A 26,025-nucleotide genomic window follows, 5' to 3' on the forward strand; every position below is an offset into this window, starting at 1 on the left:
GGGCGCACCCATCCCCTTCTCCGGTTGCCTTACCCGTAGACTCGCTCGCCTTCCTTGATGGTGGCGAGCACGGTTACGTCGCGCAAATCGGCGGGGTCGATGGCGAAGGGGTCGCGGTCGAGGACGGCCAGGTCGGCCAGCTTGCCGGTTTCCAGCGTGCCCTTGCGATCCTCCTCGCCGTACTGGTAGGCGCCGTTCACCGTGATGGCCCGCAGGGCGTCGTACACGCCGACCTTCTGGTCCTCGTCGAGCTGCACGCCCTTCTTCGTCACGCGGTTCACGGCGCACCAGGCGGCCTCCAGCAGGTTCGGGCGCAGCACGGGCGTGTCGGTGTGCAGCGTGAAGGGCAGGCCGGCGCGCAGGGCGTCGCCGCACGCGCTGATGCGGCCGCCGCGCACGGGCCCGAAGTTCTTGAGGTGCACGTCGCCCCAGTACCAGATGTGCGACGAGAAGATGGACGGCACCATGTGCAGCTCGGCCATGCGCTCGTACTGGTCGGGACGCATCGTCTGGCAGTGGATCATCACGGGGCGCAGCTCGTGCTTGCGGGGGTTGTCGGACGCGTCGAGCGCGGCGGCGTACACGCGCAGCAGCTGGTCGCCGGCCGCGTCGCCGTTCGTATGGCACAGCAGCTGGTGCCCGCCGTCGATGGCCTTCTTCGCGAAGGCGATGGCGTCCTCGTCGGTCATCGTGCCGTACGCCACCCAGTCGTCCTCGCCCTCGGGGCCGCTGACGTAGGGCTCGGTCATCCACGCGGTCATGCCCTGCGGCGAGCCGTCCAGGAACATCTTGAGGCCGCCGATGCGCAGGTGCCCCCGGTACGTCGGGCCGTCGTAGGCGGCGTACTGCTCCAGCATGGCGTCCACGTCCTCGCCGTGCATGGGGTAGGCCACCACGTCCAGCTTGAGCTTGCCGCTTTCGGCCATGCCGCGCAGCAGCTCGGCCATCGATGCGGGGGTGGCGCCGTCCTGGCAGGTGGTGATGCCGTGCTCGAGGTACACGAGCTGCATGTCGTCGGCGATGGCGTTGAGGTCGAGGTTCATGCGCGGCTGCGTGACGGCGTACAGGGCGTTCACGGCCGCGGGCTCCTCGGCGTAGCCGTCGGGCTCCTGCGTGCCGGCCACGCGTCCGTAGCGGCCGCCCTCGGGGTCGGGCGTGGACGCGTCGATGCCGGCCATGTCGAGCAGCAGGCTGTTCGCCACGGCCATGTGGTTCGAGGCGTGCACGGCCAGGATGGGCACCTCGGTGGACACGGCGTCGAGCACGCTCTTGTTGGGGTGGTGCCCCTCGGCGAGCTCGTTCTGATCGTAGCCCGTGGCCATGACCACGCCGTCGGGGCCCACGTTGCGCGCGGCGATGAACTCCCGGATGACGCGCTGGATGTCCTCGAACGAGGTGCACAGCGACAGGTCGGCGTACAGGACGTACTGCATGGAGCCGCCGAAGTGGCCGTGCGGGTCGATGAGGCCGGGCAGCACGGTGGCTCCCTGGAGGTCGACGGCTTCGGCGTCGGGGGCCTGGCGGCGGGCCTCGTCGAGCGGCCCGACGAAGGCGAGGGTGCCGTCGTCGGCGACGACGAGCGCCTCGGCCCGATCGCCTTCGGCGACCATCGTGTAGAAGGTTGCGTTGTGGAAAAGCGTGGTCATGGGAACTCCTTACCTTGGGTAGTGCGGGGCGTGCAGGGCAAAAGAAACGGGTGGGGTGCGATCCCACCCGTAGAGGTGCCGTTATTTCAGCGAGGGCCGGGCGCTTCGCGGTGCGCAGCGCCCGGCGTGATGCGGTATCAGACGGGCGTGGGCTCGAGGTCCTCGTCGCCCGCGGTCGCAACCGGCGCCGCTGCGGCGGCGGTTGCGCCTTCCTCCTCCTTCTTGAACACGGTGATCCAGCGCGTGGTGATGAGGCCCGCGAGGATGACCACGGCCGACACGCCGTAGCCGGTGATGGTGGAGTTGACGCGCGCCTGGGAGTTGATGGCCACGAGCTCGGCCTTCTCGGTGTCGGACATGGGGATGTCGGCGATGGCCTGCTCGAACTGCGAATCGCCCATCAGCGTGAGGTTGCGCTCGGACACGGCCGCGCGCACGGCGGGGGTGATGGTGGGGTTGGCGTCCATGGCGGAGTTGATGTTCGAGGTGATGCCGAACAGCAGCACGGCGCCGACGGCCGCCACGCCGATGGCCTGGCCCACGTTGCGCATGGTGGTCTGGATGCCGCCGGACTGCGAGGCGTCGCGCTCGTTCACGGCCAGCGCCACGATGTTGTTCGTGTGCGAGCTCACGATGCCGGCACCGGCGCCGGCCACGGCCAGGCCCACCCACATGAGCGGCGTGACGACGCTGCCCTGCAGCGACAGGCCCATGGGGATGAAGGCCAGCGCCATGACGCAGTAGCCGATCTGGATGACGCGACGCGGGTTGGCGTTCGGGATGAACTTGGGGATGCCCATCGAGAAGAGGAACGTGGGGATGCCCACGGCCAGGGCGGACACGCCCATGAGCATGGGCGACCAACCGGCGACGAGCTGCAGGTAGGGCGACAGCAGGATGGCCTGCAGGCCCATGAAGAAGAACGTGATGGCCGAGGCGATGAGGCCGGCGCGCACCTGCGGGGTCTTGAGGAACGACTGGGGGATCAGGGCGATGCCGTTCTTCGCCTCGACGCGCTTCTCCACGAACACGAGCACGACGAGCACGATGAGGCCGAGCGCCGCCATGGGCAGGGCCGGCGAGATGCCGAAGATGGTGAAGGGGCAGCCTGCGAACGGCTCGATGAGGCCCCAGGCCGAGATGCGGGACAGGCCGATGAGGAACAGGAACAAGCCCACGGCGGCGAGGCCGGTGCCGATGCCGTCGAACTTGAGCTTCTCCGTGGACTTCTCGATGGCCGGGATCTTCAGCGACATGACCAGCACGAGCACGAAGTACACGGCCAGCACGCCGTACGTGATGCGGAAGCCGCCCACCTGCATGATGATGCCGAGGAACAGCGGCAGGAACGCCGAGAGGCCCGACGCGGCGCCGATGCAGCCGAATGCGAGCATGCGGTTCTTCCCGTGGTAGATGTGGGGGATGAGTCCCAGCACCGAGGGGATCATGAAGCTGGCTCCGAATCCGACGAGGATACGGCCTCCCCAGATGAAGACCGTCATGTTCGGCGACAGCGCCATGACCAGCTCGCCCGCTGCGCACAGCGCGGCGCCCATGCGGAAGTTCTTGCGCCAGCCGATGATGGTGCCCACGAGTCCGCCGGCGATCATGAACGCGCCGGCCATGAGCGAGTACACCATGTTGGCCAGCTGGATGTCGGGCGTGGTGGCGCCCAGGATGTTGACGAGCTCGGTGTTGGCCAGGCCGAGCGCGCCGTTGTCGCCCGACGTCCCCATCTGGGCCATGATGAGCACGAGGATGGGCAGGACGAGAAACTTCTCGACGGTCCCTTCCTTCGATGCTGCGGGGTTCTTCTGATTCATGCTTCCTCCTTGTCTGCGTGTGAGCAGGTCTGCTGGCGCTCATTCTAATGACGCGAACAGGGCGCGTTGGCAGAATCAGTTCCGGAGCAACGGCAAAACGGAGACGGGGCCCCGTGCGAAGAGCGTCGACGACGGCGCGACGGCGCGGGCGATGAGGTTGCATGAAAACGCAGGTGAGCGGCATGGTTTCGCGTTTTCCGATTCCGGGTGAGCGACGGGGTCGGCGCGGGCGCGGCCTCCGGCAAGGGCGCGGCCCGTGCCGGAGTTCCGGCAGCGGTTCATCCGCGAACCCCGCAGTTCGCTTCCTATAATGCGGGACGTTCACCCTTGAGAGGAAGGTGCTCCATGGAGGTTTCCGCAACGGCCCAGAAAGCCCCGAAAACGTTCTCCGCCTACGCCGCCAACAAGTGCCTCATCGGCTACGGCCTGGTCAACGGCATCGTCAACGCGGCGGTGTTCGCCGCCATGCACGCGGCGCAGCCCGAGGTGGGGTTCGGCCTGCCCGACATCATGATGGATCTGACGCTGACGGGCGCCATCCTGGGCATCATCCTGTTCGCCTGCGTGGTGCCGCTGACGCGCCACGACATGAACGCCGCGCGCTTCGCCCGCCCCGAGGCGCTGCCCTCTTTCGTGCGGCTGCTGCCGCGTTCGTACGTGGGCGCGATGCTGGTGCTGGGGCTCGTGGCCGCCGTCGCCGCCATGGCGGTTGGCCTGGCGTTGGCGCTGATCGTGGGCATCGTGCTGCCGTTGCCGCTGCACTTCGTCACCATGATGGTGCTCAAGGGCTGCGTGTGCGCCTGCATCGGCGCCCTGTCCGGCTTCCTCACCATCTCCTACGTGGTGCGCGGCTAGCTAGCGGGCGCAACCTGTCGGACGCCGCGCGTAATTCTCGTTAAGCCCGATCGACCTCCACGCCTCGCCTTTCGCGATACGGTATCATGCGTACCGTATCGCATCTTCTTGAAGATCGCTTCTCGTGCACAGGGGAAACGGAGGGGCTCGTGGTTACCGTTGCGGACATCATCGCACTGCCGGCGTTCAAGAACGTGGAGCTCGTCGCTCCCTGCGAGGGGGCGGAGCGGCGCGAGGTGCGCAACGTGGGCATCCTCGATTGCCCTCCCGACTACAACGAATACAGCGTGTACGTGGCGGGCGAGCTCATCCTCACGAACCTCGGGTTCGCGTTCGGCAATCCCGGCATGGCCGAGAAGTCGCTGCTGACGATGCTGCGTCGCGACGTGGCCGCCATCGCCATCAAAACCGTGTACGAGCCTCCCATCAGCGACGTCGTGCGCAAGGAAAGCACGGCGCGCGGGGTGCCGCTCTACCTGTACGACGGCGCCTACCACGAGACGGTGGCGTACCAATCGCTCGACCTGCTGCAGCGCGATCGCGACGAGCTGGACAAGGGCAAGGCCCTCGACGAGCTGCTGACCACCCACGACGGCGACCAGGTGCGCACGCGGCTGAGTGCGCTCGTGGGCGTGACGGGCTCGAAGCTGCAGTGCTTCGCGTTCGCCCTGCGCGCGGGCGACCCGTGCTCGTTCTACGCCATGCTCGACTCGGTGTCCTCGGGGCTGGGGACGGTGAGGGACGGGTGCGCGGCCGTCGAGTCGGCCAGCGTGTGCCGCTACCGCGATCATATCCTGGCGTTCGTGTCCTACGGCTCGGCCGGCGACGAGGAGCAGGCGGCCGCCGAGCGCCGCTGCATCGCCGTGGCCTCGGTGGAGGGCAGCCTGCACTGCGGCGTGAGCGAGGCGGTGCACCTGAGCGACGGCGACCTGGCCATCCGCCAGGCGCTTGCCGCGGCCGCGAGCGCGCAGCGCCACGGCGACCAGCTGGTGCGCTGGTCGGGCTTGCACCTCTCGGCCTTCGCGAGCGCCGCGCGCCACGACCGCCTGTTCATGAGCGCGAGCGAGCTGTACCGCTCGATGCTGGCCACCTACGACGAGGAGCACGGCACCGAGCTCGTGCGCACGGCCGAGGCGCTGGTGAACTGGCACGGCGACGTGAAGGTCATCGCCGAGGAGCTGCACCAGCATCCGAACACCGTGCGCTACCGCATGCGCAAGATGAAGGCCGTGCTGGGCATCCCCCACGAGGACGACAAGGTGTTCATCAACCTGCTCAGCCTCGTGTTCCTTCCCGATCTGGACGCTCTTCGCCGCTGAACGGGGAGGGCACCTTCTGCTTGCTGAGGAGGTTCGCCGTCACGTACGCCGCGAGACCGGACGCCATGCCCGCCACGATGGGGATGGAGCTTGCCGTGCCCACGACGATGAAGCAGCCTGTCACCACCACGGTGCTCACGCCCAGCGCGTAGAGCCCCGCCTTCGGACTGAACCGCTTGAGCACGAAGCTGGCCACGAGCGGCACGAACACGCAGCCCGACAGGTAGCCGTAGCAGATGTCGATGCCCACCAGCACGTCGTTGATCCACAGCGAGCACACCATCACCACCACACCGATGAGCAGGGCGAACAGGCGCGTGATGGTCACTTCCTTGAGGTGTGCCGTCCTGCGGGCCCACCTCTTGTGGAGGAAGCGCAGGTACAGGTCGTTGTACAAGATGGTGGACGAGGCGAGTATGGTGCCGCTCGACACCGACATCGTGGCCGCCATCGCCGCCGCCAGGATGAGCCCGCGCACGCCGACGGGCAAAAACGTGGACACGCCCACCACGAACGCGTTCTGCGGGTTGTCCAGGTGGGGCAGCAGCACGAACACGCTCATGCCGATGACGACGGTGGCCAGCGCGTAGAAGACGCTGTAGACGCCCGCGCACACGGTGCCCGCCTTCGACACCTTCTCGTTCTTCGCGGTGAAGATGCGCTGCCAGATGTCCTGGCCGATGATGAGCCCGGGAACGTACAGCACGAGGTAGGCGAAGCTCTTGTCGAAGCCCATGCTGCCCACCGACAGGTACGTCTCGGGCACCTTGCTGACGAGGGCGTCCCAGCCGCCGGCAGCTGAAATGCAGAAGATGGGGGCCAGGATGAGGATGCCCACCGTTTTCACGACGAACTGCACGATGTCGGTCATGGTGACCGACCACATGCCTCCCACGAACGTGTACAGGATGACGATGCCGCCTCCCACCAGCATGGACAGCGTGGCATCGATGCCCGTCACGCCGTTGATGATGGTGCCGATGGAGATGACCTGCACCACGCTCAGCGTGAGCGTGTAGATGAGCGTGAGCGCCGAGCTGAACACGCGGGCGACGGGACCGTAGCTGCTCTCAACCACCTCGTTCACGCTGAGGGCGCGCAGCTTCGACAGCTTGCTCGTCACGAGGAAGCCGGCCGCGATGAGCCCCAGGCCGATGCTCAGGTTGAGCCAGATGCCGCCGAGCCCGAACTCGTAGCCCAGCTGGGCGCTGCCGATGGTGGAGCCGCCGCCCAGGGTGAGCGCGGCCATGCAGCCGAAGAACAGGGGAAACGACAACCGTCTGCCGGCCACGAGGTAGTCTTCCTTCGTTTTCGCGAATCGCGCGGCGATGAAGCCGATGGCGACGATGACGATGAAGTACAACGCGATGATGATGTAGTCGATAGGCGATAGAACCATCTGCGACCCCCACTCCGTTGGAAGAACCCGCTGCGCATCTCATCCTAGATTTCCGTTGCGCGGCACCCTTTGTTCAGTCGGACAAAGCGCGCGGCTCGGGTTTTGTCCACCTGTCCAGAGGGGTGCCCTCCCGTCGCTGCGTATGATGCTTCTCGTAACCTGGCCTGCCAGGAGGGGTCGCACCGATCAGGCGTGACGTCCGTCGGGAACGAGGGCGCTAGGACATCCATCGAAAGGAGCTTCACATGACCGATTCCGTATTCCAGGGACGCAGCCTCCTCTCCACGAGGGACTACACGAAGGACGAGCTGACGTACCTCATCGGGTTCGCCGAGCACCTCAAGGACCTGAAGCAGCGCAACGTCGAGCACCGCTACCTCGCGGGCAAGAACATCGCGCTGCTGTTCGAGAAGACGTCCACCCGCACCCGCGCCGCGTTCACCACGGCCTGCATCGACCTGGGCGCGCACCCCGAGTACCTGGGCAAGAACGACATCCAGCTGGGCAAGAAGGAGACGGTGCGCGACACCGCGCTCGTGCTGGGCAGCATGTTCGACGGCATCGAGTTCCGCGGCTTCAAGCAGGAGCACGTCGAGGACCTCGCGAAGTACAGCGGCGTGCCGGTGTGGAACGGCCTCACCGACAAGGAGCATCCCACGCAGATGCTGGCCGACTTCATGACCATGAAGGAGAACTTCGGCAAGCTGGAGGGCCTCACGCTGGCCTACTGCGGCCAGGGACGCAACAACGTGCAGAACTCCCTCATGATCACGAGCGCCATCCTGGGCGTGAACTACTACAACGCCACGCCGGCCGAGCTCGAGCCCGACCCGGCCATCGTCGAGCTGGCGCAGGCCTTCGCCGCCGAGAGCGGTGCCACCATCACGGTGACGAACGACCCGGTGGAGGCCGTGGAGAACGCCGACGCCGTCTACACGAACGTGTGGGCGGCCATGGGCGAGGAGTCCCAGTTCGCCGAGCGCGTGAAGCTCATGTCGCCCTACCAGGTGAACGCCGAGCTGCTGTCGCACGTGAAGAACCCGGACTACATCTTCCTGCACTGTCTGCCGGCCTTCCACAACGCCGAGACCGAGTACGCCGCCGACATGGCCGAGCGCTTCGGCGTGGAGGAGATGGAGGTCACCGACGAGGTGTTCTACTCCGACCACGGCCGCCAGTTCCAGCAGGCCGAGAACCGCATGCACACCATCAAGGCGATCATGGCGGCCACCCTGGGCGACCTGTACATCCCCCGCGTCTAACACCAATTCCCGGTACGCCGCGCGGTTCTGCGCAGAACCGCGCGGGAGGTTTGGGGCCCGCAAGGATGCCGCTTCGGCGGCACCCTTGGGCGGCTGCTGCCTCGATACGCCGGAAGCGCTGCAAGGAGAGGAGCTTCCATGTCGGATAAAGAGCCCAAGAAGGGCAAGAAGAAATTCCAGATGCCGAACACGTACGTCATCCTGTTCGGGGTCATCTGCTTCATCGCCGTGCTCAGCTGGTTCGTGCCGGGCGGCGCGTACGAGCTGAACGCCAACGGCGACGCTATCTCGGGGACGTACCACATCGTCGAGTCCAACCCGCAAGGGTTGTGGGACGTGTTCATGGCGCCCATCACGGGCATGCTGGGGTCGGGTGCCATCAGCGGCGCCATCTCCATCTCGCTCACCATCCTGCTGTTCGGCAGCTTCCTCGAGATGATGGAGGAAACCGGTGCGGTGAAGACGGCGCTCAAGCGCATCACCATGAAGAACCAGAACAACATGCACCTGCTCATCGGCATCCTCGTGTGCATCATGGCGTTCTTCGGCACCTTGGAGGGCGCCTACGAGGAAGGCATCGTGTACTTCCTCATGTTCGTCCCGGTCATCTTGGCGTTGGGGCTCGATACCGTGGTCGCGGTCATGATCGTGGTGCTGGGCACCCAGGCCGGCTGCTTGGCCTCGACGGTGAACCCGTTCGCCACGGGCATCGCGTCGGGCATCGCGGGCATCTCGGCCGGCGACGGCATGGGCATGCGCGTGCTGATGCTCGTGGTGTTCACGGCGCTCGTCATCTTCATCATCTGCCGCTACGCCGACAAGATCAAGGCGCATCCCGAGAAGTCGGTGCAGTTCTTCCGCCGGAAGCTCGATCTCGAGGAGTTCCCGGTTTCCACCAACGAGGACCTCACGCTGTCGGGTCGTCAGAAGGGCGCGCTGGCCATCTTCATCCTCACGTTCGCCATCATGATCGTGGGCCTGGTCCCCTGGACGTCCATCAACCCCGATTGGACGTTCTTCGAGGACGCCGTGGCGTGGATCGGCATCACGCCGGTGCTGCGCGAGCTGCTGGGTGCCAACATCACGCCGTTCGGGTCGTGGTACTTCCCCGAGCTGTCCATGCTGGTCATGGTCATGACGCTGATCACCGGTATCGTCATGCGCTACAACGCCGACAAGATCATCGACACGCTGATCAAGGGCGCTGCCGGGCTGGTTTCCACCGCGTTCGTCGTGCCGCTGGCGCGAGGCATCCAGGTGGTGATGGACGGCGGGCAGATCACGCCCACCATCCTGCACATGTGCGAGAGCACGCTGTCGTCGCTGCCTCCCGTCGCGTTCGTCATCGTGGCGCTGGTCTGCTACTTCCTCATCGCGTGCCTCATCCCGTCGTCGACCGGCCTGGCCGCCGCGACCATGGGCATCATGGCGGCGCTCTCGCAGTTCGCCGGCGTGGACGTGGCCATCATGGTGACCATCTACTGCATGGCGCTCGGCCTGGCCAAGATGATCTCACCCACCTCGATCGTGGTGATGACCTGCACCTCGGCCGCCCACATGAGCTACGGCGACTGGGTGAAGCGCGCCGCTCCCATCGTGGGCTTCCTGTTCCTCGTGTGCTGCGTGTTCCTCACCGTGGCCGTGATGCTGTAACCCTCCGTGCTGCCCCGGGGCGCCCCGCGCCCCGGTATCCCAAGCGATTTCGTGAATGGTCCAATGAAAGGAGCCTCCCATGGCTGAAGAAGAAAAAGTGTACGTGTCCAACGCGACGAACCCCCTGAAGAAAGTGATGATGTGCTCGCCGCGCTACTACCAGTTCAACGGCATCAACGTGATCACCGCCGAGTGGATGAAGAAGGGCGACCAGGAGAAGAACGACGTCATGGTGGCCGAGTGGCAGATGCTCGTGGACGCCTACAAGGCCAACGGCATCGAGGTGGTGGAAGTGGAGGCGCGCCCCGAGTTCGAGGTGATGACGTTCGCCCGCGACTACGGCTGCATGATCAAGGAAGGCGCCGTGATCGGCCACTTCCGCCACCCGGTTCGCCAGGTCGAGGCCGTGGCGTACGAGAACAAGCTCAAGGAGATGGGCGTTCCCATCGTGGCGCGCGTGAACGCGGGCTGCATGGAGGGCGGCGACTTCTGGATGATCGACGAGCACACGCTGGCATGGGGCCAGGTGGACCGCACCGACCAGGCCGGCGTTGACAACCTGCGCGACCAGCTGCAGAAGTTCGGCTACACCGTGGTGGGCGTGCCGTGCCCGCCGGACAACCTGCACCTCGACATGATCTTCAACATCGTGGCCCCGCAGGTGGCGCTGGCCTGCATCGACCAGCTTCCCTACAACTTCCTGCAGATGCTCAAGCGCCGCAACTTCGAGCTGATCCCCGTGGCCAGCGAGGACATGTACAAGCACGGCTGCAACGTGCAGTGCATCGGCGACGGCAAGGTCATCGCCATCGAGAAGAACAAGCACATCAACGACAAGATGCGCGCGTTGGGCATCGACGTGATCGACGTGCCGCTCGACCAGATCCTCCATGCGGGTGGCGGCCCCCACTGCCTCACGCAGCCCATCGAGCGCCCGTAACCGCGCCGCATCGAAAGGCAGGGCTGTCATGAAGGTTTTGATTTGCGACCATCCCGACTCCATGATGCCCGACCACACGCTGGAAACCGAGACCCTGCGAGCGGGTCTCGGTGCCGACGTGGAGGTCGAGGTGTACGAGTACGAGGACGACAAGCGCGACGAGTTCTTCCAGCATCTGGCCGACGCCGACGCGCTGCTCACGGCGTTCGTCACGGTGGACGCCGAGGCCATGGACCACGCGCCGAAGCTCAAGGTGGTGTCGCTGAACTCCACGGGATACGACCAGGTGGACTTGGAGGAGGCCACGAAGCGCGGCATCGGCGTGTGCCCCATCGGCGAGTACTGCACGTGGGACGTGTCGGAAAGCGCCATCGCGTACATGAACGCGCTCAACAAACACTTCAAGTTCTACCAGAGGGAGATCGACGAGCGCCACAAGTGGGATTACGCCGCCGCTCCGCAGTGGCCGCGCCTGGAGGACCAGGTGTTGGGCATCGTGGGGTTCGGCAAGATCGGAAAGTGCACGGCCGAGAAGGCGTCGGGCCTGGTGAAGCACGTTATCGCGTGCGATCCGAACGTGGACGACGTGGCGTTCGCCGAGCGCGGCGTGACGCGCGTGAGCAAAGACGAGCTGCTGGCCCAGGCCGACATCATCGTGAACCACATGTGCCTGACCGACGACAACGTGCACTACTTCGACGAGGCGGCGTTCGACGCCATGGTGCGCCGCCCCATCTTCATCAACCTGGGCCGCGGCCTGTGCGTGGACGAGGAAGCGCTCGTGGCGGCGCTCGATGCGGGCAAGCTGCGCGCGTTCGGCACCGACGTGCTGTACGACGAGACGCCCGACTTGGCCACGAACAAGCTGGTGGGACGCGACAACGTGATCATCACGCCGCACTCCGCGTTCTACTCGACCACGGCCATCGAGGACTTGGAGCGTTTGAGCTGCGAGAACATCGTCCACTTCCTGAAGGGGGAGAAGGAGCGGGTGTTCAAGCTGGTCAACGAGGTGTAGAACACGCGGCGGCGCGCGGGTGCTCCGCGCGCCGCCGAGCCGGCATCCGCCAGTCGGTCCGCCGCCGGCTGGCGGATGTTTCACGTGAAACATCCGTTCTGAAATGCCCGATTGTTTCACGTGAAACATCTTGCATGCCGCGCGGTGCGGCTTCTGCGGTATCATGGGCTGGACAGGTTCCGGGAGGAGGCCCCATGATCACGGTTGCGGACATACTGGCGTTGCCGGCCTTCGAGCAGGTGCAGCCCATCACGCAGTGCGTCGGCGCCGGCGCGCGCGAGGTGCGCAACGTGGGCATCCTCGACTGCGCCCCCGACAAGGACGACGGGTACGCCTCGTACATCCCCGGCGAGTTCATCGTGACGAACCTGGGCTTCGCCCGCGACGATCCCGAGCTGTCGGAGCGCTCGCTGCTCGTTCTGATCGCGCGCGGCGTGTCGGGCATCGCCTTGAAGAAGGTGTACCGTCCCATCGTGAGCGAGTGCGTGGTCGCCGCCGCCGAGGAGGCGGGCGTGCCGCTGTACCTCTACGACGGGGGCTATCACGAGGTGGTGGCCTATCAGGCGCTCGACCTCATCCGTCGCGATGCCGAGGAGTCCGACAAGGGGCGCATTCTCGACGAGCTGCTGTCGGGCCACGACCCGCAGGCCACGCGCGGGGCGCTGTACGAGCTTGCGGGGACCACCGGCTCCACCGTGCAGTGCGTCGCCGCGGCGCCGCGCGCGCTCGACGAGTGCTCGCTGTACGCGACCCTCGACGCGCTGAGCGCGGTGCTGGCCGACTTCAAGCGCGATTGGGAGGTCGTGGACGCGACGTTCGTCTTCCGCTACCACGGCGCGCTGCTCGCGTTCGTCTCGTACGCGCAACCGCCTGCGGGCGTGCGCTCGCGCTCGGAGGGCGACCTCGTCGCGCGCATGCGCACCGCGGGTTCGGTGTCGCTGGGCGTGGGCGAGGAGACGCCGCTCTCGGACGGCGACATGAGCGTGCGCGAGGCGCTCGCGGCGCTCAAGACGGCGCAGATCGAGAACGAGGACGTGGTGACGTGGGCCGACCTGCATCATGACGCGTTTCGCGCGGCGGCGTGCGAGGGCCGCCTGTTTTGGCGCACCGCGGCGCTGCATCGCGCGCTGCTGGAGGAGTACGACGACGCCCACGGCACCGAGCTCGCCGCGACGGCCGAGGCGGTGGCGCGCGCCTACGGCGATCTGCGCCTGGCGGCCGAGGCGCTGCACCAGCATCCGAACACGGTGCGCTACCGTCTGCGCAAGGCGAAGGATGTGCTCGGGATGTCCGATTCCCCCGACCGCGAGTTCACGTTCCTGCTGGGGCTCGTCTACCTCGATCACACGAACCCCCTGCTGCAACCCTGACGCTCGTTCTGGCGCGTTGCGCCCGTGCACGATTTCATGGCGCTCTGTGCGGAAAAATCGGACTTTTGGGAGTTTTTTCCCGGCTTTGGCGTGGCGGAACGTCTTTCGGCGGAGCGCTCGCCGGCAAAACACCAGGTCGCGTATTCGTCCCGGTGCACAATGCGAGGCTCGGATTGCCAAAAACCCGATTTTTCCGCACAGAGCGTTGGCTCAATGGTAAACCACCGTTGTACGATCGGCCAAAAGCGGCCGGTCAGGTTCTCCGTTCGTCCAAACGCTTCTTTTCCCCAGCGCAGTACGCTGGATGCAACGAAAAAGAAAGGAGCACCTCATGTTTGGAAAACTGAACGAACAAGCCACGTCCGCCCTGCTGTCCCTGGAATCCGGCGATCTGTCGTACTGCCTCAAGCTGGCGAAGCGGTTCGAGCATATGGGCATCGAGAGCGAGCAGGCGAGCAACGCCCTGTGCGCGCTCGTCGAGGGCGGCGAACTCGAGGCTATCTACCAGGCCGGATAGCGTTCCCTCAGCTGGCTGCCTTGATAGCGCGGTCGTGCGGTGCCAGGTTCTCGAGCTGTTCGAGCTCCTTCAGGCAGGCGTGGATCGTCTCGGCTGCGCTTATCACCCGGGGGTCCGCATCGGCCCGCCACGCCACGACGAGCGGGAACCCGAACGGCGCGCCGTCGAGCCGGTCCACCAGGACGACGTCGTCGCGCCGTGCGCAGTACAGGTTGGCCGTCGCCTTGGGCGTGATGTACAGCGCCGTGCCGAAGTCGGCGATGAGCAAATCGGAGAAGCTCTGCATGCTGCCGGGCGCGTACGACAGGTGCAGGTCGGCGCCCAGCATCCGGTCGATCAGGATGCGATCGTGCTCGTAGGCCAGCATGCTTTCCGTCATGATGGAGGCTCCCACCAGGTCGTCGCGCGAAAGTTGGCGCTTCGCCGCCAGCGGGTGCGAGGCCATCATGGCGATGACGGCCGGGAACGGGCGCGCCGGGCGGTAGGCGAGGCCGCGCGCCAGCGCCTCGTCGACGAGGCGGGGAAAGTACGAGAAATCGCACAGCAGCGCGATGTCGGCGCGGTCGGTGTCGAGGGGCGCGAACGGCTGCTCGCGGAACTCCCGGTCGACGAACTGGAACGGCACGTCGAGGCGCTCGCTCAAAAGCGAGGCGAGGGACGCCGTGGGCGTGAGGCAGGCGATGCGCACGCGCCCGGCCGCCTCCTCCCGAAACCGCGTGCAGCGCGCCACGGTGCCTTCGAGCGTTTCGAGGGCCGACTTCGCGCCGTCGAGGAACAGGGCGCCTTCCTGCGTGAGCGCGTTGTCGTTGTCGCGGTCGATCAGCTTCAGGTCAAGCTCGCGCTCGAGGTTCGCGATATGGGTGCTCAGGGTCGATTTCGCGATGAACAGCTCTTCCGCCGTCTCGCTGAAGCTGAGATGGCGGGAGAAGGCGATGAACTCCTCAAGGTATTCGGTCCTCATCGGCGGGCGCGGTTCCTTTCTTCCGATGTGTCGACGGTCGTTCTGGAAACCCGAACGGGCTTTCGTACGGCAGGCGGTGCCGCACGGGGCGTTCGGAGTTCTCGAACGCGCTGTGCCCATCATAATGTTAGTTGTAGCTAACTATGTTCGAAATTTGTAAACAGCCCGTTAAATTCATGAACGGGATTCGCGTTTTCGCGCTTGTCGCCGCGCGCTCCTCATCGCATAGTGATGGACGATCATGTAGGAGAGACGGTTGGTTGCGGCCCCGATGCGGGCTTTTGTTTTCACGTTGAGTTAGCTTGGTCTAACAAAATAAGGAAAACGGAAGGGCGTCCGCCGCAACCGAGACGAAAGGATATGCGAATGATCAGATCGAGGCAGAGGTTCGCGTTCGCGAAGCGCGGTGCGGCGGTGGTGCTCGCAGCGACGCTGACCGCGGGCATGGTGCCGACGATGGCGCTTGCGCAGAGCGACGGCGCCGGAACGGCGGCGGCTGCCGCCGCGGCCACGAACGACGGGTTCTACCTGGAGGAGGGCAAACCGTACTCCGTTGGCATGACGTGGTCCAACGATCTTGGCATGGGAGCTCGGTTTCTCGGGACTCAGGCCCAGCTTGTGTATACCGGCGGTGCCTACATTGCGAAGCTCACGTTGACGAGCGAAGGCCAGACATACGCCGACAATGCTGTTTTGACCTATAACGGGGTGGACTACGCTTCCGAGAACGGCACATTTTCGTTGCCGCTGTCTTCGTTGACGAGCGGACTCCAGATTACTATTACCAAGATGGGCAACATGCCGATGAAGCCCACTGTCGACGTCGCGCTCGATTTGAGCGAGCTGCCGACGCAGCCGCCGGCGGTCGACCCCGAGCCTGAGCCGACGCCCGAGCCTGAGCCGGAGCCGACGCCCGATCCGGAGCCGACGCCCGAGCCTGATGAGCCGGGCGATGCCGACGACGATGCGTATGCGATTGCGAATGCAACCTGGTATCTCGTCAAGGACGGCGTTCAGGAGGAGACCGCCACCGATCGCATGTCGAACTTCTTCGGCAGCACGGTTCAGTACGCGGACAACGGCGACGGTACCTACACGCTGCGCATCAACGCATCGGGCGTCGCCGGTCTTCAGTTTTGGATGAGCTTGAACAACGGCGATAAGAGCTACGGCACGTTGGATGGCGAAGTCTACGTCTTCTCCTTCGTCGTGAACTCCATCAGCGAAGGGATCAACCTCCAGCTTGGGTACACCGCCGGGAATCACGTCGGCTCTCACGATACGAATCTCTACCTGGAGGGAGCTGAGCCGACGCCCGATCCGGATCAGCCGGGCGACGGTGATGGTGACGGCTCCGACGATACCATCGTGGAGGGCAAGGAGTACACGGCCGGCATCACGTGGGCGCAGTACGGCAGCATGGCATCCCGTTTCATGGAGTCGGAGGCGACCATCGTCTACCGGGACGGCACCTACACGGTGAAGCTGCCGGTCACTCAGACGGGTGCGAACGCTGCCGGGTTCGCCCTTACGTACGATGGCGCGAAGTACGCGGTGACGGACGGCGCGTTCGTCCTGGCCTTCAAGGAGCTGCCCTCCAGCATCGAGGTGTCGCTGAGCTCGGACAACATGCCCATGGTGATCACCGACACCATCACGTTCGACCTGAGCAACGTGCCCGACGCAGACGACGGCAGCGGCGACGTTGAAACGGTCGACAAGACCGCCTTGAATGCCGCTATCGCCGATGCGAAGGCGCTCACGCAGGGCAACAAGACCGACGAGGCGTGGGACGCGCTGCAGGCGGCCATCGCTTCGGCCGAGAAAGTCGCCGCGAACGAGAACATCCCGCAGCCGGGCGTCGACGGCGTGACCGCCCAGCTCAACGCCGCTATCGAGACGTTCAAGACCAGCGCTGACAAGGAGACCCCGTCGGGTCAGTACGGCATGGTGGTCGGCAAAACGTACACGGCTTCCGTGAGCTATGCGGGCACCGGCTCGTTCGCTGGCATGCAGGACATGCTCCAGCAGATGGTGACCAAGTACTTCGGCACCGCGGTGGAGCTGAGCCTGTTGGAGGACGGCACGTTTGACGTGGTGGTGTACTTCGGCGGCTCCACGGGCTACGACGACGCCATCGGCGACCTCACCTACAACGGCCAGGCCGTCAAGCAATCCGCCAACAAGACGTACACCGTCAACGTGCCCTCGCTCGAGAGCGCGATCGATCTGGCCCTGCACGTGGGCGGCTCCATGAACATGGACATCACGTACGCCATGACGGTGGACACGTCCACCATCGCGCTCAAGAACGGCGACACGCCGGTGACGAGCGTCGACAAATCAGCGCTCCAGAGCCTGGTGGACCAGGCCTCCGCTCTGACGCAGGGCAAGAAGAGCGATGCGGCGTGGGAGAGCCTGCAGAGCACGCTTTCCGCGGCCCGTGCGGTTCTGAACGACGCCAATGCCTCGCAGGACGCGGTCAACCAGGCCGCCACGTCGCTGAAGGAGGCTATCGATCGCTTCAACGCCAGCGAGAACGTCGCGTTCCAGGTGGGCCACACCTACGAGGTGCCCATCGCGTTCTTCAAACAGGGCAGCGTGACCGAGAAGTCCATGGCGGCGCAGTACTTCGGCGACACGGCGCTCGTGCGTCCTCAGGAGAACGGCACCTTCACGGTGAGCTTCGCCGCGTCGGGGCAGGGCTTGGAGTACATCAAGTCGCTGTCGTACCAGGGCAATGCGATCGCGCAGAGCGGCAACCAGTTCACGCTGTCCATCCCGGCTGCCGAGAACGACACGGTGATCCCCATCAGCATGTCCATCACCATGATGGAGCAGCTGGGCATCGGCCAGTCGCAGGTGGCCGACCTGCACCTGTACCTCTCGCAGGCGAAGGACCTGGGCACGGGCCAGACCGGCTTGGCCGCCTCGTCGTCCAACCTGGCCCAAACGGGCGATGCCACCGCGGGTCTGATGACCCTGGCGGGCGGCGCGCTCGTCGCGGGCGCCGCGGTTGCGATGACGGCCCGTCGCCGCATGACCCAGCGGAAGTAAGCATCTACTGAAAGGCACGGTATGACCACGCGTATTCGATCTGCATGCGCGGCGGCCTGCGCCCTGGCAACGGTGCTCGTCCTCGTGGCGAGCGCCGTTTCCCCGGGGCCGGCGTTCGCCGCTGTTTCGGCTGTGTACACGGCCGCGACGAACCCCACCTACGAGAACCCTGCGACGGGCGCCATCGAAGACGCCGCCGGCAGCAGCAACGTCGCTCTGGCCGAGTCGATGGTGACGAGCATCGTCTATGAGAACGCCCTGATCGAGCGGGACACGGACGGCACGCTGTACGCAAGCCTGCGCTTCAAGCTGGCCGACCAGATCAGCAGCATCGCCCTCGAGGTGTCTGCGGACGGATCGTCGTACGAGCCGGTCGAGGCCGCGCAGATGCAGACGGGCACCGACAGCGCCACCTCCACGGCGACGGCCGACTACCGCTTCGCGATTCCCAGCGAGACGGCGACCGTCCGCTGCTCCATGGACGTGATCCCCATGGGCCGCGCGGTCGTCTACTTCATCTCGTTCGGGGCGCTTCAGGAAGGCGATGCGGACGGCACGTTCGTGCAGACCGTGACGCCGGGCGAGGGCACCGAGGACGCGGCTCCCGCGGCGGCCTCGGCCGCCGACGCGGATGCCGCCGAGGACGAGCCCGTGCAGGACGCCGACGATTTGACCGGCACGTCGCCGAACGAGGGCGTGCAGGAGTTCGACGAGGAGGGCCGCGAGGTCACCGGCGGCAAGCAGGCGGAAGCGTCGCTCGACGGCGGCACCCTCGCGTTGATCGCGGGGATCGCCGCAGGCGTGATCGTGGTTGCCGGCGTGGCGGTGTACGCGGTCTACCTGCGCCCGAAGCGCGCGAAGCAGGCGAGCGCCGCCGCAGCGGCAGCCGCCGCCGCGAGCGCGCCCGCAGGCTCCGACCGCGACAAGGCTTCCGACGCCGGCGAGGCGTTCGATGCCGATGAGCGTGCGAGCCGTGCCTGAGCGCGCGTCGACGACCTGCGGAATCGGGAGGGCGGCGCGCCGTGCGGGCGCGCTCGTCCTCGCGGCGTGCCTCGCCTGCTCGCTGCTGTTGGCGGGGTGCGTCGACCAGCATCCCGAGCGCTCGGAGAGCGAGGACGGCTCCTACGAGCCGCGGATCGTCGCCACCTCGCCTGCCATCGCCGAGGTGTGCGACAGGCTCGACCTCGACCTGGTGGGGGTGTCAACCACCTCGCGCGGGCTGCCCGAGCGCTACGCCGACGTGGAGCGGGTGGGCACGTCCATGTCCCCCGACCTGGAGCTGTTGAAGTCGCTGCGGCCCGATTACGTTCTGTCCCCCAACTCGCTGCAAAGCGACCTGCAGCCCAAGTACGCGTCCATCATGGAGGCGTCCGTGTTCCTGAACCTGCGCAGCGTCCAAGGCCTGTACGATTCCATAGCCTACCTGGGCGATAAGTTCGACCGCCGGGAGCAGGCGCAGGCGCTCGTGGACGAGTACGAGGCGTTCGTCGAGGACTATCGCGCCCGTAACGGCAGCGAGGAGTCCCCGAAGGTGCTCATATTGATGGGCGTCCCCGGCTCGTACGTGGTGGCCACGCCGAACAGCTACGTGGGCAGCCTCGTCGAGCTGGCCGGCGGCGAGAACGTCTACGCCGACGCCGACGAGGAGTTCATCAACGTGAACACCGAGGACATGCAGGCGCGCGACCCCGATATCATCCTGCGCACGTCCCACGCCCTGCCCGCCCAGGTGATGGCCATGTTCGCCAACGAGTTCGCCACGAACGACATCTGGAAGCACTTCCGCGCCGTGCAGGAAGGCCGGGTGTACGACCTCCCTTCCGACAAGTTCGGCATGAGCGCGGATTTCGACTACCCCGACGCGTTGGAGGAGCTGCGCACCGTTCTGTACGGGGAGGAAGAGGGGAGCGACGGGACCGTCGTGGGCGAAGCGGCCTCCGCCGCAGCCGAGGCGACGTCGTCAACGGAGGATGCCGACGCCGTGGCCGACGCCGCTGCCAGCATCGCGGGCGGCGCGGGCTCGAGCGGCGTCGCCAGCATCGTGGACAAACAGGGATAAGGAAGGTATCGCATGGTAAGCACCTTGCGCAAAGGGGCGGCGTTCGTCGTGACGGCGGTGGCGCTCGTGGGGCTGTTTCTGGTTGCCGTGAACACGGGCAGCTTGCAGGTGAGCCCGGAGCAGCTGCTCAACGGCCTGTTCGTGGCCTACGACGACACGGTGTCCACGATCTACGACCTGCGCTTCCCGCGGATATTCATCGCCATGGCGGGCGGCGCGGCCACGGCGGTCTCGGGCGTGCTGCTGCAGGCGGCCATCCGCAACCCGTTGGCCGACCCGGGCATCATCGGCATCAGCTCCGGCGCGTCGCTCGTGGCCGTGCTCATGACGGCGTTCTTCCCGGCGCTGTTCCTGTTCACGCCGCTGTTCGCGTTCGCGGGCGGCATGGCCGCGTTCCTCATCGTGTACAGCCTGTCATGGCGCGGCGGCCTGGCGCCGCTGCGCATCATCCTCGTCGGCGTGGCCGTGAGCGCCGTGTTCACGGGCATCATGTCGGCGTTCGATTCCGGGACGGGTTCCTCCATGAGCGGCGTGGCCAGCCTGGTGGACGCGAACATCACGATGAAGACCTGGGACGACCTGTGGACGCTCGCAAGCTATGCGGCCGTGGGGCTGCTGCTGGCGCTGTTCGCGGCGAAGCGGTGCGACCTGCTGGCGCTCGAGGACAAGACGGCGCGCTCGCTGGGCATCGACGTGAACAAGAATCGCCTGGCCATCTCCGCCGTGGCCGTGCTGCTGGCGTCCATCAGCACGGCCATCATCGGGCCGATCAGCTTCCTCGGCCTCGTCGTGCCGCATATCGCGCGGCTGCTCGTGGGCACGGCGCATCGGGTGCTCATCCCGTACTCCATCGTGCTGGGGGCGTTCTGCCTGCTGCTGGCCGACACCATCGGCCGCACGGTGGCGGCTCCGTACGAGATCAGCGCCGCCGTCATCATGTCGATCGTCGGCGGACCGGTGTTCATCCTGCTGTTGAGGAAGGCGCGGAACAACTATGGCGAATAACGTGTTCACGATACGGGGGCTGTCGTTCGCGTACGACGACCAGCGCATCTTCGAGGGCCTCGACCTCGAGCTGCGCGAAGGCGTGGTCACCACGCTCATCGGCGCGAACGGCTCGGGGAAGTCGACGCTGTTCAACCTCATGACGAAGAACCTCAAAGCCCAGGCGGGCAGCATCTTCCTGCGCGGCGGCGACGTGAGCCAGCTGCGTCTCAAGGATTTCGCGAAGCTCGTCGCCATCGTCCATCAGCGCAACACGGTGCCGGTCGATCTGTCCGTGGAGAAGCTCGTGGCGTACGGGCGCTTCCCGCATCGCGGCATCGGGCACGCGACGGACGCCGAAGAGGACGAGCGCATGGTGGCATGGGCGCTGGAAACCACGGGCCTCACCTCGTTCGCCAAGCTTCCCGTCTCGTCGCTGTCCGGCGGCCAGGCGCAGCGCGCGTGGATCGCCATGGCGCTGGCGCAGGGTTCGCAGGTGCTGCTGCTCGACGAGCCCACCACCTTCCTCGACGTGCGTTACCAGCTGGACATCCTGCATCTCGTCCGGCAGCTGAACCGGGAGTACGGCATGACGGTGGTCATGGTGCTGCACGACGTGAACCAGGCGCTGCACTACAGCGACCACCTGGTGGCGCTCGCCGGCGGGCGGGTCGTTGCGCAGGGCGACCCGTGCGACGTGGTGACGCCCGCGCTGCTCGAGCAGGTGTACGACGTGGCGCTCGAGGTGGCCACGGTGCGCGGGCGGCCGTTCGTTTTGCAGGTGTAGGCGTCGCTGAGGCGCTCGCTTGTTGTTTCCCCGTGAAAAAACGGCAGGTGGCGGCGGTCGCTCTGGCTCGGCAAGCAGGTTGTTTGGTATAGTGGACAGCCGATTGGGTTCAACCTGACGAGAAAGAGCACCATGTCGCTAATCGTAGCAAAATTCGGGGGCACGTCCGTCGCTTCGCCTGAGCGCATCCAGATGGTCGCGAAGAAGCTCATTGCGAAGAAGCAGGCAGGGCACCAGGTGGTTGCCGTCGTGTCCGCCATGGGCAAGACCACCGACGAGCTCGTAGGCCTCGCCGCCTCGCTCAACGACAACCCGCCGGCGCGCGAGATGGACCGTCTGCTGTCCACGGGCGAGCAGGTGTCCATGACGTTGCTGGCGATGGCCATCGAGGCGCGCGGCTACAAGGCCATGAGCTTCACGGGCCGTCAGGCCGGCATCGAGACGGACGGCACGCACGCCAAGGCCAAAATCGTGAAGGTGCACAACGAGCGCATCATGGAAGCCCTGAACAAGGGCGTGATCGCGGTGGTGGCCGGGTTCCAGGGCATCGACGCCAACGGCGACATCACCACGCTCGGCCGCGGCGGCTCCGACACCACGGCGGTGGCGGTGGCGCACGGTCTGGGCGCCGACGTGTGCGAGATCTACTCCGATGTGGACGGCGTGTACACGGCCGACCCGCGCGTGTGCCCGCGCGCCAAGAAGCTCGACGTCATCTCGTACGACGACATGCTGGAGCTGTCCAGCTCCGGCGCCGGCGTGCTGCAGATGCGCGCCGTGGAGTTCGCGCGCAAGTACCAGGTCGTCATTCATTCCCGCTCGGCGTTCTCCGACGCCGAAGGCACCTATATCAAGGAGGAGACCGACATGATGGAGGAAGCCGTCATCACCGGCATCGCCCACGACACGTCCGAGGTGAAGTTCACCATCCGCGGCGTGCCCGACATGACCGGCGTGGCCGCGAAGGTGTTCTCGGCGCTGGCGGGCAACACGGTGAGCGTGGACATGATCATCCAGAACATCTCGGAGGACGGCATCACCGACATCAGCTTCACGTGTCCCGGTGCCGACCTGCCGCGCGCGAAGGAGACGGTGGAGCGCATCCTGCCCGACATCAACGCCCGCGACTACGACGTGGACGAGGACATCGCGAAAGTGAGCCTCGTGGGCACGGGCATGAAGTCGTCGCCCGGCGTGGCGGCGCGCGCGTTCTCGACGCTCGGCGAGAACCAGATCAACATCCTGGCCATCTCGACGTCGCCCATCCGGCTGTCCGTCGTGGTGGACGGCGCGCAGGCCGCGGCGGCCGTGCGCTGCCTGCACAAGGCGTTCGACCTCGATTCCGACAGCGTGTTCGAGGAGACGCAGCTGAGCGCCGAGGAAATCGCCGCGAAGATGAACAAGGGTAGATAGGGGACTGACGATGACTTGGACAAAGAAGATGCCGGCGAACCCGGTGGTGGCCGTGGCGGGCGCCACGGGCGCGGTGGGCGCCGAGTTCTTGCAGGTGCTGCACGACGTCGACTTCCCGGCGGCCGAGGTGCGCGCGCTCGCGTCCGCCCGCTCGGCGGGCAAGGCGCTGCCGTTCTTGGGCTGCGGCCAGGTGCCGGCGGGCGACCTCACGGTGCAGGAAATGACGCCGGAGTCGTTCGAGGGCGTGGACATCGCGCTGTTCTCGTGCGGCGCGGGCGTGTCGAAGGAGATGCGCGAAGCCGTAGCCGCGGCCGGCGCCGTGATGATCGACAACTCCAGCGCGTTCCGCATGGACGAGGACGTGCCGCTCGTGGTGCCCGAGGTGAACCCGGGCGACGTGGCGTGGCACAACGGCGTGATCGCGAACCCGAACTGCTCCACCATCCAGATGGTGGTGGCTTTGAAGCCGCTCTACGACCTGTCGCCCATCAAGCGCGTGGTGGTGTCCACGTACCAGGCGGCCAGCGGCGGCGGCGCGCCGGCCATGGCCGAGCTGTACGACCAGACGCGCGAGTTCCTCGGCGGCACGCCCGACGACGAGCTGACCGTCGAGGTGTTCCAGCATCGCATCGCGTTCAACTGCATCCCGCACATCGACAAATTCCTCGAGGACGATTCCACCAAAGAAGAGTGGAAGATGGTCGTCGAGACGAAGAAGATCATGGGCGACCAGGGCATCCGCGTGGCCGCCACGTGCGTGCGCGTGCCCGTGCTGCGCTGCCACGCCGAGGCCGTGTACGTGGAGTTCGCCGACGAGGTGAGCGTGGAGGCCGCGCGCGCGGCCCTCGAGGCGTTCCCCGGCATCGTGGTCATGGACGACTGCGCCACGAACACGTACCCCATGCCGGGCCTGCTGGCCGGCACGAACGAGACGTACGTCGGCCGCCTGCGCCGCGACGACACGGTGGACCACGGCCTGGCCATGTGGGTGGTCGCCGACCAGATCCGCAAGGGCGCGGCCCTCAACGCCGTGCAGATCGCGCAGCTGCTGCTGCCGTAGCGCGAGAGCGCGCACCGAGCTTGCTCCGGCGGTCGCCCTTGGGCGGCCGCCGTGCGTTGCGGGAGGGTTTCAACGCCACGGCGCCCTGATGCGCCAGCCGGTTTCCGTCACGTCGACGAACAGCAGCCCCAGCAAGAACAGCGCCGCGGCCGTGTAGCCGCACCCGGCGATGACGAGGGATGCTATCCCGATTGCGTCCATGCATGCTCCTTTCCGTTCGAGAAGCAGCATACGGACGCGCGCGTTAAGAGGATGCGAAAGACGCGCCCCGCACGTTAACATTGCGCAAAGACGCCGCACATCCCGGACGCCCTACTCGTCCTGCGCGTCCTTTCCGCAGCGGGCGTTCACCAGGTCGACGATCTCCTGCTTCGCGTGCACGTCGAGCAGGGCGTAGATCTTCTTCGTGTGGGTGCGCACGGTGTTTTCCGAGATGAACAGCTTTTTCGCGATGGACGGCACGTCGTAGCCATGCGCCAGCAGGTCGAGCACCTCGGTCTGGCGCGCCGACAGCCCGCGTTCGGCGGCCAGCTGCGCGCACGCCTGCTGCAGCACGTCGACGCCGCTGGGGGCGGGCTCCTTCGGGCGCGCGGCGCTCTTCCGCACGAGGATGAACATGACCAGCGAGCAGCCGTACAGCAGCACGAACACGCTGGTGACGATCTGCGTCTCCTGCGACAGCGAACTGCGTCCGATCACGGCCGCCAAACCTTGCCCGATCAGGCGCGACGCGTATGTGACGCCCGCGAACAGCGCGTACACGAACACGAGTCCGAGGCTGCGCTCGCGCGCGATGGAGATGCACGACACCATCATGACGATGGAGAACAGCGTGAACCCGAAGCTGCCCACGAACAGCACGAGGGTGCGGTACTGCTCGGCCACGAAGGGGAACGCCAGGAACGCGGTGATGAGCACGGGGAACAGCACGACGTACGCCTTCGAGATGGTCGTTTCCTTGTCGAGCGCCAGCCAGACGACGGCCAGGATCGCCGCCGATACGAGGTTCGCCGCGAACACGATGGCGCAGCTCTCGAAGAACGCGAGGTCGTCGGAGAACGCCACCGATCCGATGACGGGCGAGATCACGCCGATCATGACGATGCACAGCAGGGGCTTCCAGAAGCGGCTGCGGATGAGCAGCGGCACGCGCGGCGCTGCGCCCGCAGGGAGCGTGGCGACGGGCGCCGCAGCGGGCGCGCCGCCCTCGAACCGCAGGGTGAAGAACAGCAGCACGAGGTTGCAGAACGCCAGCAGCGACTCGGTGAACAGCAGCCCGGCCTGGCCGAACGCGAAGAACAGCCCGAAGGGGAGCAGCGACAGCACCGATCCCAGGATGATCTGCTTCTTCGTCTCGCGCGGCTCGCTGAGCGACAGCACCGTCTCCCAGCAGATGAAGCAGCACGTGGTTCCCACGCCCACGAGCACGGCCGACACGGTGAGCATGACGGCCGACGACGTGACGAAGAACCCCAGCAGGAAGATCATGCCCGCCGCGATGAGCAGCACGGCCTCGAAGAACGGCGCGCGGTCGAACAGCCGCGGAAAGCGCGTCGATCCCAGGAAGTAGACGAAGAACGCGACGATGTTGCTGAGCGACACCGGCGTGCTCCAGCTGTCCTGCGCGCTCGCGCCGAACGCGAACTGCGGCAGGAACGAGAAGCCCCACAGCGAGAACGAGTTCATCGCCAAAAAGCAGGCGAACCCCGTGGCCACCAAGAACAGCTGAGTTTTCTTCGTATGCGCCATAACCCCTCCCCAGGCATATTGTAGGCGAAATCAGGGGACGCTTCGATGGCCGACGCTCAAAAAGGCGTGCCGGTGATCAGCGAATTTGCCAATTCACCTGATCTATGTGACCCCTTTTCGAGCGAAACACCAAGCGCGGGTGAACGCGCGCCG

At 66.1% G+C, this 26,025-nt stretch carries 21 protein-coding genes; 15 read left to right on the forward strand and 6 right to left on the reverse strand.

The genetic code is table 11. The features are described from left to right. Positions 1-29: 29 nt before the first annotated feature. Both H8S61_RS08335 and H8S61_RS08340 read right to left on the reverse strand, forming a co-directional pair. A complete protein-coding gene (locus H8S61_RS08335; RefSeq protein WP_186938653.1) occupies positions 30-1,646 on the reverse strand; it encodes an amidohydrolase in 1,617 nt (538 codons plus the stop codon). A 137-nt stretch (positions 1,647-1,783) separates the two neighbouring features. Continuing rightward, positions 1,784-3,469, reverse strand: coding sequence for an MFS transporter (locus tag H8S61_RS08340; protein ID WP_160941329.1), 1,686 nt, complete (start codon positions 3,467-3,469; stop codon positions 1,784-1,786). A gap of 345 nt (positions 3,470-3,814) precedes the next feature. Here H8S61_RS08340 and H8S61_RS08345 point away from each other — a divergent pair, with 345 nt between their 5' ends. Then, a complete protein-coding gene (locus tag H8S61_RS08345) occupies positions 3,815-4,324 on the forward strand; it encodes a hypothetical protein (RefSeq protein ID WP_186938654.1) in 510 nt (169 codons plus the stop codon). 149 nt (positions 4,325-4,473) lie between these two features. Further along, positions 4,474-5,643 (forward strand): helix-turn-helix domain-containing protein, encoded by a 1,170-nt coding sequence (locus H8S61_RS08350; RefSeq protein ID WP_366458116.1) that lies wholly within the window; start codon positions 4,474-4,476, stop codon positions 5,641-5,643. On the opposite strand, the gene H8S61_RS08355 is transcribed toward H8S61_RS08350, so the two are convergent. Then, positions 5,600-7,042: a sodium:solute symporter family protein gene (locus H8S61_RS08355; RefSeq protein WP_186938656.1), complete on the reverse strand. Its 1,443-nt coding sequence runs from the start codon at positions 7,040-7,042 to the stop codon at positions 5,600-5,602. The two genes, H8S61_RS08350 and H8S61_RS08355, sit on opposite strands and share 44 nt — an antisense overlap. Before the next feature lie 245 nt (positions 7,043-7,287). Here H8S61_RS08355 and argF point away from each other — a divergent pair, with 245 nt between their 5' ends. From argF to H8S61_RS08385, 6 genes are all read left to right on the forward strand, one after another. Then, positions 7,288-8,304: an ornithine carbamoyltransferase gene (gene argF / locus H8S61_RS08360; protein ID WP_186938657.1), complete on the forward strand. Its 1,017-nt coding sequence runs from the start codon at positions 7,288-7,290 to the stop codon at positions 8,302-8,304. Positions 8,305-8,442: 138 nt separating this feature from the next. Continuing rightward, on the forward strand, positions 8,443-9,957 hold the full coding sequence (locus H8S61_RS08365) for a YfcC family protein (RefSeq protein ID WP_186938658.1): 1,515 nt from the start codon (positions 8,443-8,445) through the stop codon (positions 9,955-9,957). A gap of 79 nt (positions 9,958-10,036) precedes the next feature. Next, entirely contained in the window at positions 10,037-10,897 is an 861-nt protein-coding gene (locus tag H8S61_RS08370; RefSeq protein ID WP_160941325.1) for a dimethylarginine dimethylaminohydrolase family protein, read from the forward strand. Positions 10,898-10,925: 28 nt separating this feature from the next. Next, positions 10,926-11,915: a hydroxyacid dehydrogenase gene (locus H8S61_RS08375; RefSeq protein ID WP_186938659.1), complete on the forward strand. Its 990-nt coding sequence runs from the start codon at positions 10,926-10,928 to the stop codon at positions 11,913-11,915. Positions 11,916-12,109: 194 nt separating this feature from the next. After that, a complete protein-coding gene (locus H8S61_RS08380) occupies positions 12,110-13,285 on the forward strand; it encodes a PucR family transcriptional regulator (RefSeq protein WP_186938660.1) in 1,176 nt (391 codons plus the stop codon). A gap of 331 nt (positions 13,286-13,616) precedes the next feature. Then, positions 13,617-13,802, forward strand: a complete 186-nt coding sequence (locus H8S61_RS08385) for a hypothetical protein (protein WP_101723563.1) — start codon at positions 13,617-13,619, stop codon at positions 13,800-13,802. Between the two features lie 7 nt (positions 13,803-13,809). Here the strand turns inward: H8S61_RS08385 and H8S61_RS08390 are convergent, their stop codons facing one another. Beyond that, positions 13,810-14,763 carry a LysR family transcriptional regulator gene (locus H8S61_RS08390; RefSeq protein WP_186938661.1) on the reverse strand — a complete coding sequence of 318 codons (954 nt, stop codon included), beginning with the start codon at positions 14,761-14,763 and terminating at the stop codon, positions 13,810-13,812. Positions 14,764-15,129: 366 nt separating this feature from the next. Here H8S61_RS08390 and H8S61_RS08395 point away from each other — a divergent pair, with 366 nt between their 5' ends. The 7 genes from H8S61_RS08395 to H8S61_RS08425 all read left to right on the forward strand — a co-directional run bounded on the left by H8S61_RS08395 (position 15,130) and on the right by H8S61_RS08425 (position 24,123). Further along, positions 15,130-17,820, forward strand: a complete 2,691-nt coding sequence (locus H8S61_RS08395) for an LPXTG cell wall anchor domain-containing protein (protein ID WP_186938662.1) — start codon at positions 15,130-15,132, stop codon at positions 17,818-17,820. A 21-nt stretch (positions 17,821-17,841) separates the two neighbouring features. Further along, on the forward strand, positions 17,842-18,801 hold the full coding sequence (locus H8S61_RS08400; RefSeq protein WP_186938663.1) for a heme-binding Shp domain-containing protein: 960 nt from the start codon (positions 17,842-17,844) through the stop codon (positions 18,799-18,801). Beyond that, entirely contained in the window at positions 18,779-19,879 is a 1,101-nt protein-coding gene (gene isdE, locus H8S61_RS08405; protein ID WP_186938664.1) for a heme ABC transporter substrate-binding protein IsdE, read from the forward strand. Before H8S61_RS08400 ends, isdE begins: the two co-directional genes overlap by 23 nt. Before the next feature lie 12 nt (positions 19,880-19,891). Further along, positions 19,892-20,884, forward strand: coding sequence for a FecCD family ABC transporter permease (locus H8S61_RS08410; RefSeq protein ID WP_160941317.1), 993 nt, complete (start codon positions 19,892-19,894; stop codon positions 20,882-20,884). Continuing rightward, entirely contained in the window at positions 20,874-21,650 is a 777-nt protein-coding gene (locus tag H8S61_RS08415) for an ABC transporter ATP-binding protein (protein WP_186938665.1), read from the forward strand. The genes H8S61_RS08410 and H8S61_RS08415 overlap by 11 nt, the downstream gene beginning before the upstream one ends. 132 nt (positions 21,651-21,782) lie before the next feature. Next, complete coding sequence (locus H8S61_RS08420) at positions 21,783-23,063, forward strand: aspartate kinase (protein WP_101723556.1); 1,281 nt, start codon at positions 21,783-21,785, stop codon at positions 23,061-23,063. A 10-nt stretch (positions 23,064-23,073) separates the two neighbouring features. Continuing rightward, positions 23,074-24,123, forward strand: coding sequence for an aspartate-semialdehyde dehydrogenase (locus tag H8S61_RS08425; RefSeq protein WP_186938666.1), 1,050 nt, complete (start codon positions 23,074-23,076; stop codon positions 24,121-24,123). A 69-nt stretch (positions 24,124-24,192) separates the two neighbouring features. On the opposite strand, the gene H8S61_RS17445 is transcribed toward H8S61_RS08425, so the two are convergent. Both H8S61_RS17445 and H8S61_RS08430 read right to left on the reverse strand, forming a co-directional pair. Next, positions 24,193-24,324 (reverse strand): hypothetical protein, encoded by a 132-nt coding sequence (locus H8S61_RS17445; RefSeq protein WP_015761364.1) that lies wholly within the window; start codon positions 24,322-24,324, stop codon positions 24,193-24,195. A gap of 111 nt (positions 24,325-24,435) precedes the next feature. Beyond that, complete coding sequence (locus H8S61_RS08430; RefSeq protein WP_186938667.1) at positions 24,436-25,872, reverse strand: helix-turn-helix domain-containing protein; 1,437 nt, start codon at positions 25,870-25,872, stop codon at positions 24,436-24,438. Positions 25,873-26,025 lie beyond the last annotated feature (153 nt).

Source organism: Eggerthella hominis (genome assembly GCF_014287365.1).
Lineage (GTDB): Bacteria > Actinomycetota > Coriobacteriia > Coriobacteriales > Eggerthellaceae > Eggerthella > Eggerthella guodeyinii.

What these genes read in the sequence shown, in the direction of transcription:
- H8S61_RS08335 (WP_186938653.1), bottom strand. Translation starts at nt 1,646, where the DNA reads ATGACCACGCTTTTCCACAACGCAACCTTCTACACGATGGTCGCCGAA.
- H8S61_RS08340 (WP_160941329.1), bottom strand. Translation starts at nt 3,469, where the DNA reads ATGAATCAGAAGAACCCCGCAGCATCGAAGGAAGGGACCGTCGAGAAG.
- H8S61_RS08345 (WP_186938654.1), top strand. Translation starts at nt 3,815, where the DNA reads ATGGAGGTTTCCGCAACGGCCCAGAAAGCCCCGAAAACGTTCTCCGCC.
- H8S61_RS08355 (WP_186938656.1), bottom strand. Translation starts at nt 7,042, where the DNA reads ATGGTTCTATCGCCTATCGACTACATCATCATCGCGTTGTACTTCATC.
- argF (WP_186938657.1), top strand. Translation starts at nt 7,288, where the DNA reads ATGACCGATTCCGTATTCCAGGGACGCAGCCTCCTCTCCACGAGGGAC.
- H8S61_RS08365 (WP_186938658.1), top strand. Translation starts at nt 8,443, where the DNA reads ATGTCGGATAAAGAGCCCAAGAAGGGCAAGAAGAAATTCCAGATGCCG.
- H8S61_RS08370 (WP_160941325.1), top strand. Translation starts at nt 10,037, where the DNA reads ATGGCTGAAGAAGAAAAAGTGTACGTGTCCAACGCGACGAACCCCCTG.
- H8S61_RS08375 (WP_186938659.1), top strand. Translation starts at nt 10,926, where the DNA reads ATGAAGGTTTTGATTTGCGACCATCCCGACTCCATGATGCCCGACCAC.
- H8S61_RS08380 (WP_186938660.1), top strand. Translation starts at nt 12,110, where the DNA reads ATGATCACGGTTGCGGACATACTGGCGTTGCCGGCCTTCGAGCAGGTG.
- H8S61_RS08385 (WP_101723563.1), top strand. Translation starts at nt 13,617, where the DNA reads ATGTTTGGAAAACTGAACGAACAAGCCACGTCCGCCCTGCTGTCCCTG.
- H8S61_RS08390 (WP_186938661.1), bottom strand. Translation starts at nt 14,763, where the DNA reads ATGAGGACCGAATACCTTGAGGAGTTCATCGCCTTCTCCCGCCATCTC.
- H8S61_RS08395 (WP_186938662.1), top strand. Translation starts at nt 15,130, where the DNA reads ATGATCAGATCGAGGCAGAGGTTCGCGTTCGCGAAGCGCGGTGCGGCG.
- H8S61_RS08400 (WP_186938663.1), top strand. Translation starts at nt 17,842, where the DNA reads ATGACCACGCGTATTCGATCTGCATGCGCGGCGGCCTGCGCCCTGGCA.
- isdE (WP_186938664.1), top strand. Translation starts at nt 18,779, where the DNA reads ATGAGCGTGCGAGCCGTGCCTGAGCGCGCGTCGACGACCTGCGGAATC.
- H8S61_RS08410 (WP_160941317.1), top strand. Translation starts at nt 19,892, where the DNA reads ATGGTAAGCACCTTGCGCAAAGGGGCGGCGTTCGTCGTGACGGCGGTG.
- H8S61_RS08415 (WP_186938665.1), top strand. Translation starts at nt 20,874, where the DNA reads ATGGCGAATAACGTGTTCACGATACGGGGGCTGTCGTTCGCGTACGAC.
- H8S61_RS08420 (WP_101723556.1), top strand. Translation starts at nt 21,783, where the DNA reads ATGTCGCTAATCGTAGCAAAATTCGGGGGCACGTCCGTCGCTTCGCCT.
- H8S61_RS08425 (WP_186938666.1), top strand. Translation starts at nt 23,074, where the DNA reads ATGACTTGGACAAAGAAGATGCCGGCGAACCCGGTGGTGGCCGTGGCG.
- H8S61_RS17445 (WP_015761364.1), bottom strand. Translation starts at nt 24,324, where the DNA reads ATGGACGCAATCGGGATAGCATCCCTCGTCATCGCCGGGTGCGGCTAC.
- H8S61_RS08430 (WP_186938667.1), bottom strand. Translation starts at nt 25,872, where the DNA reads ATGGCGCATACGAAGAAAACTCAGCTGTTCTTGGTGGCCACGGGGTTC.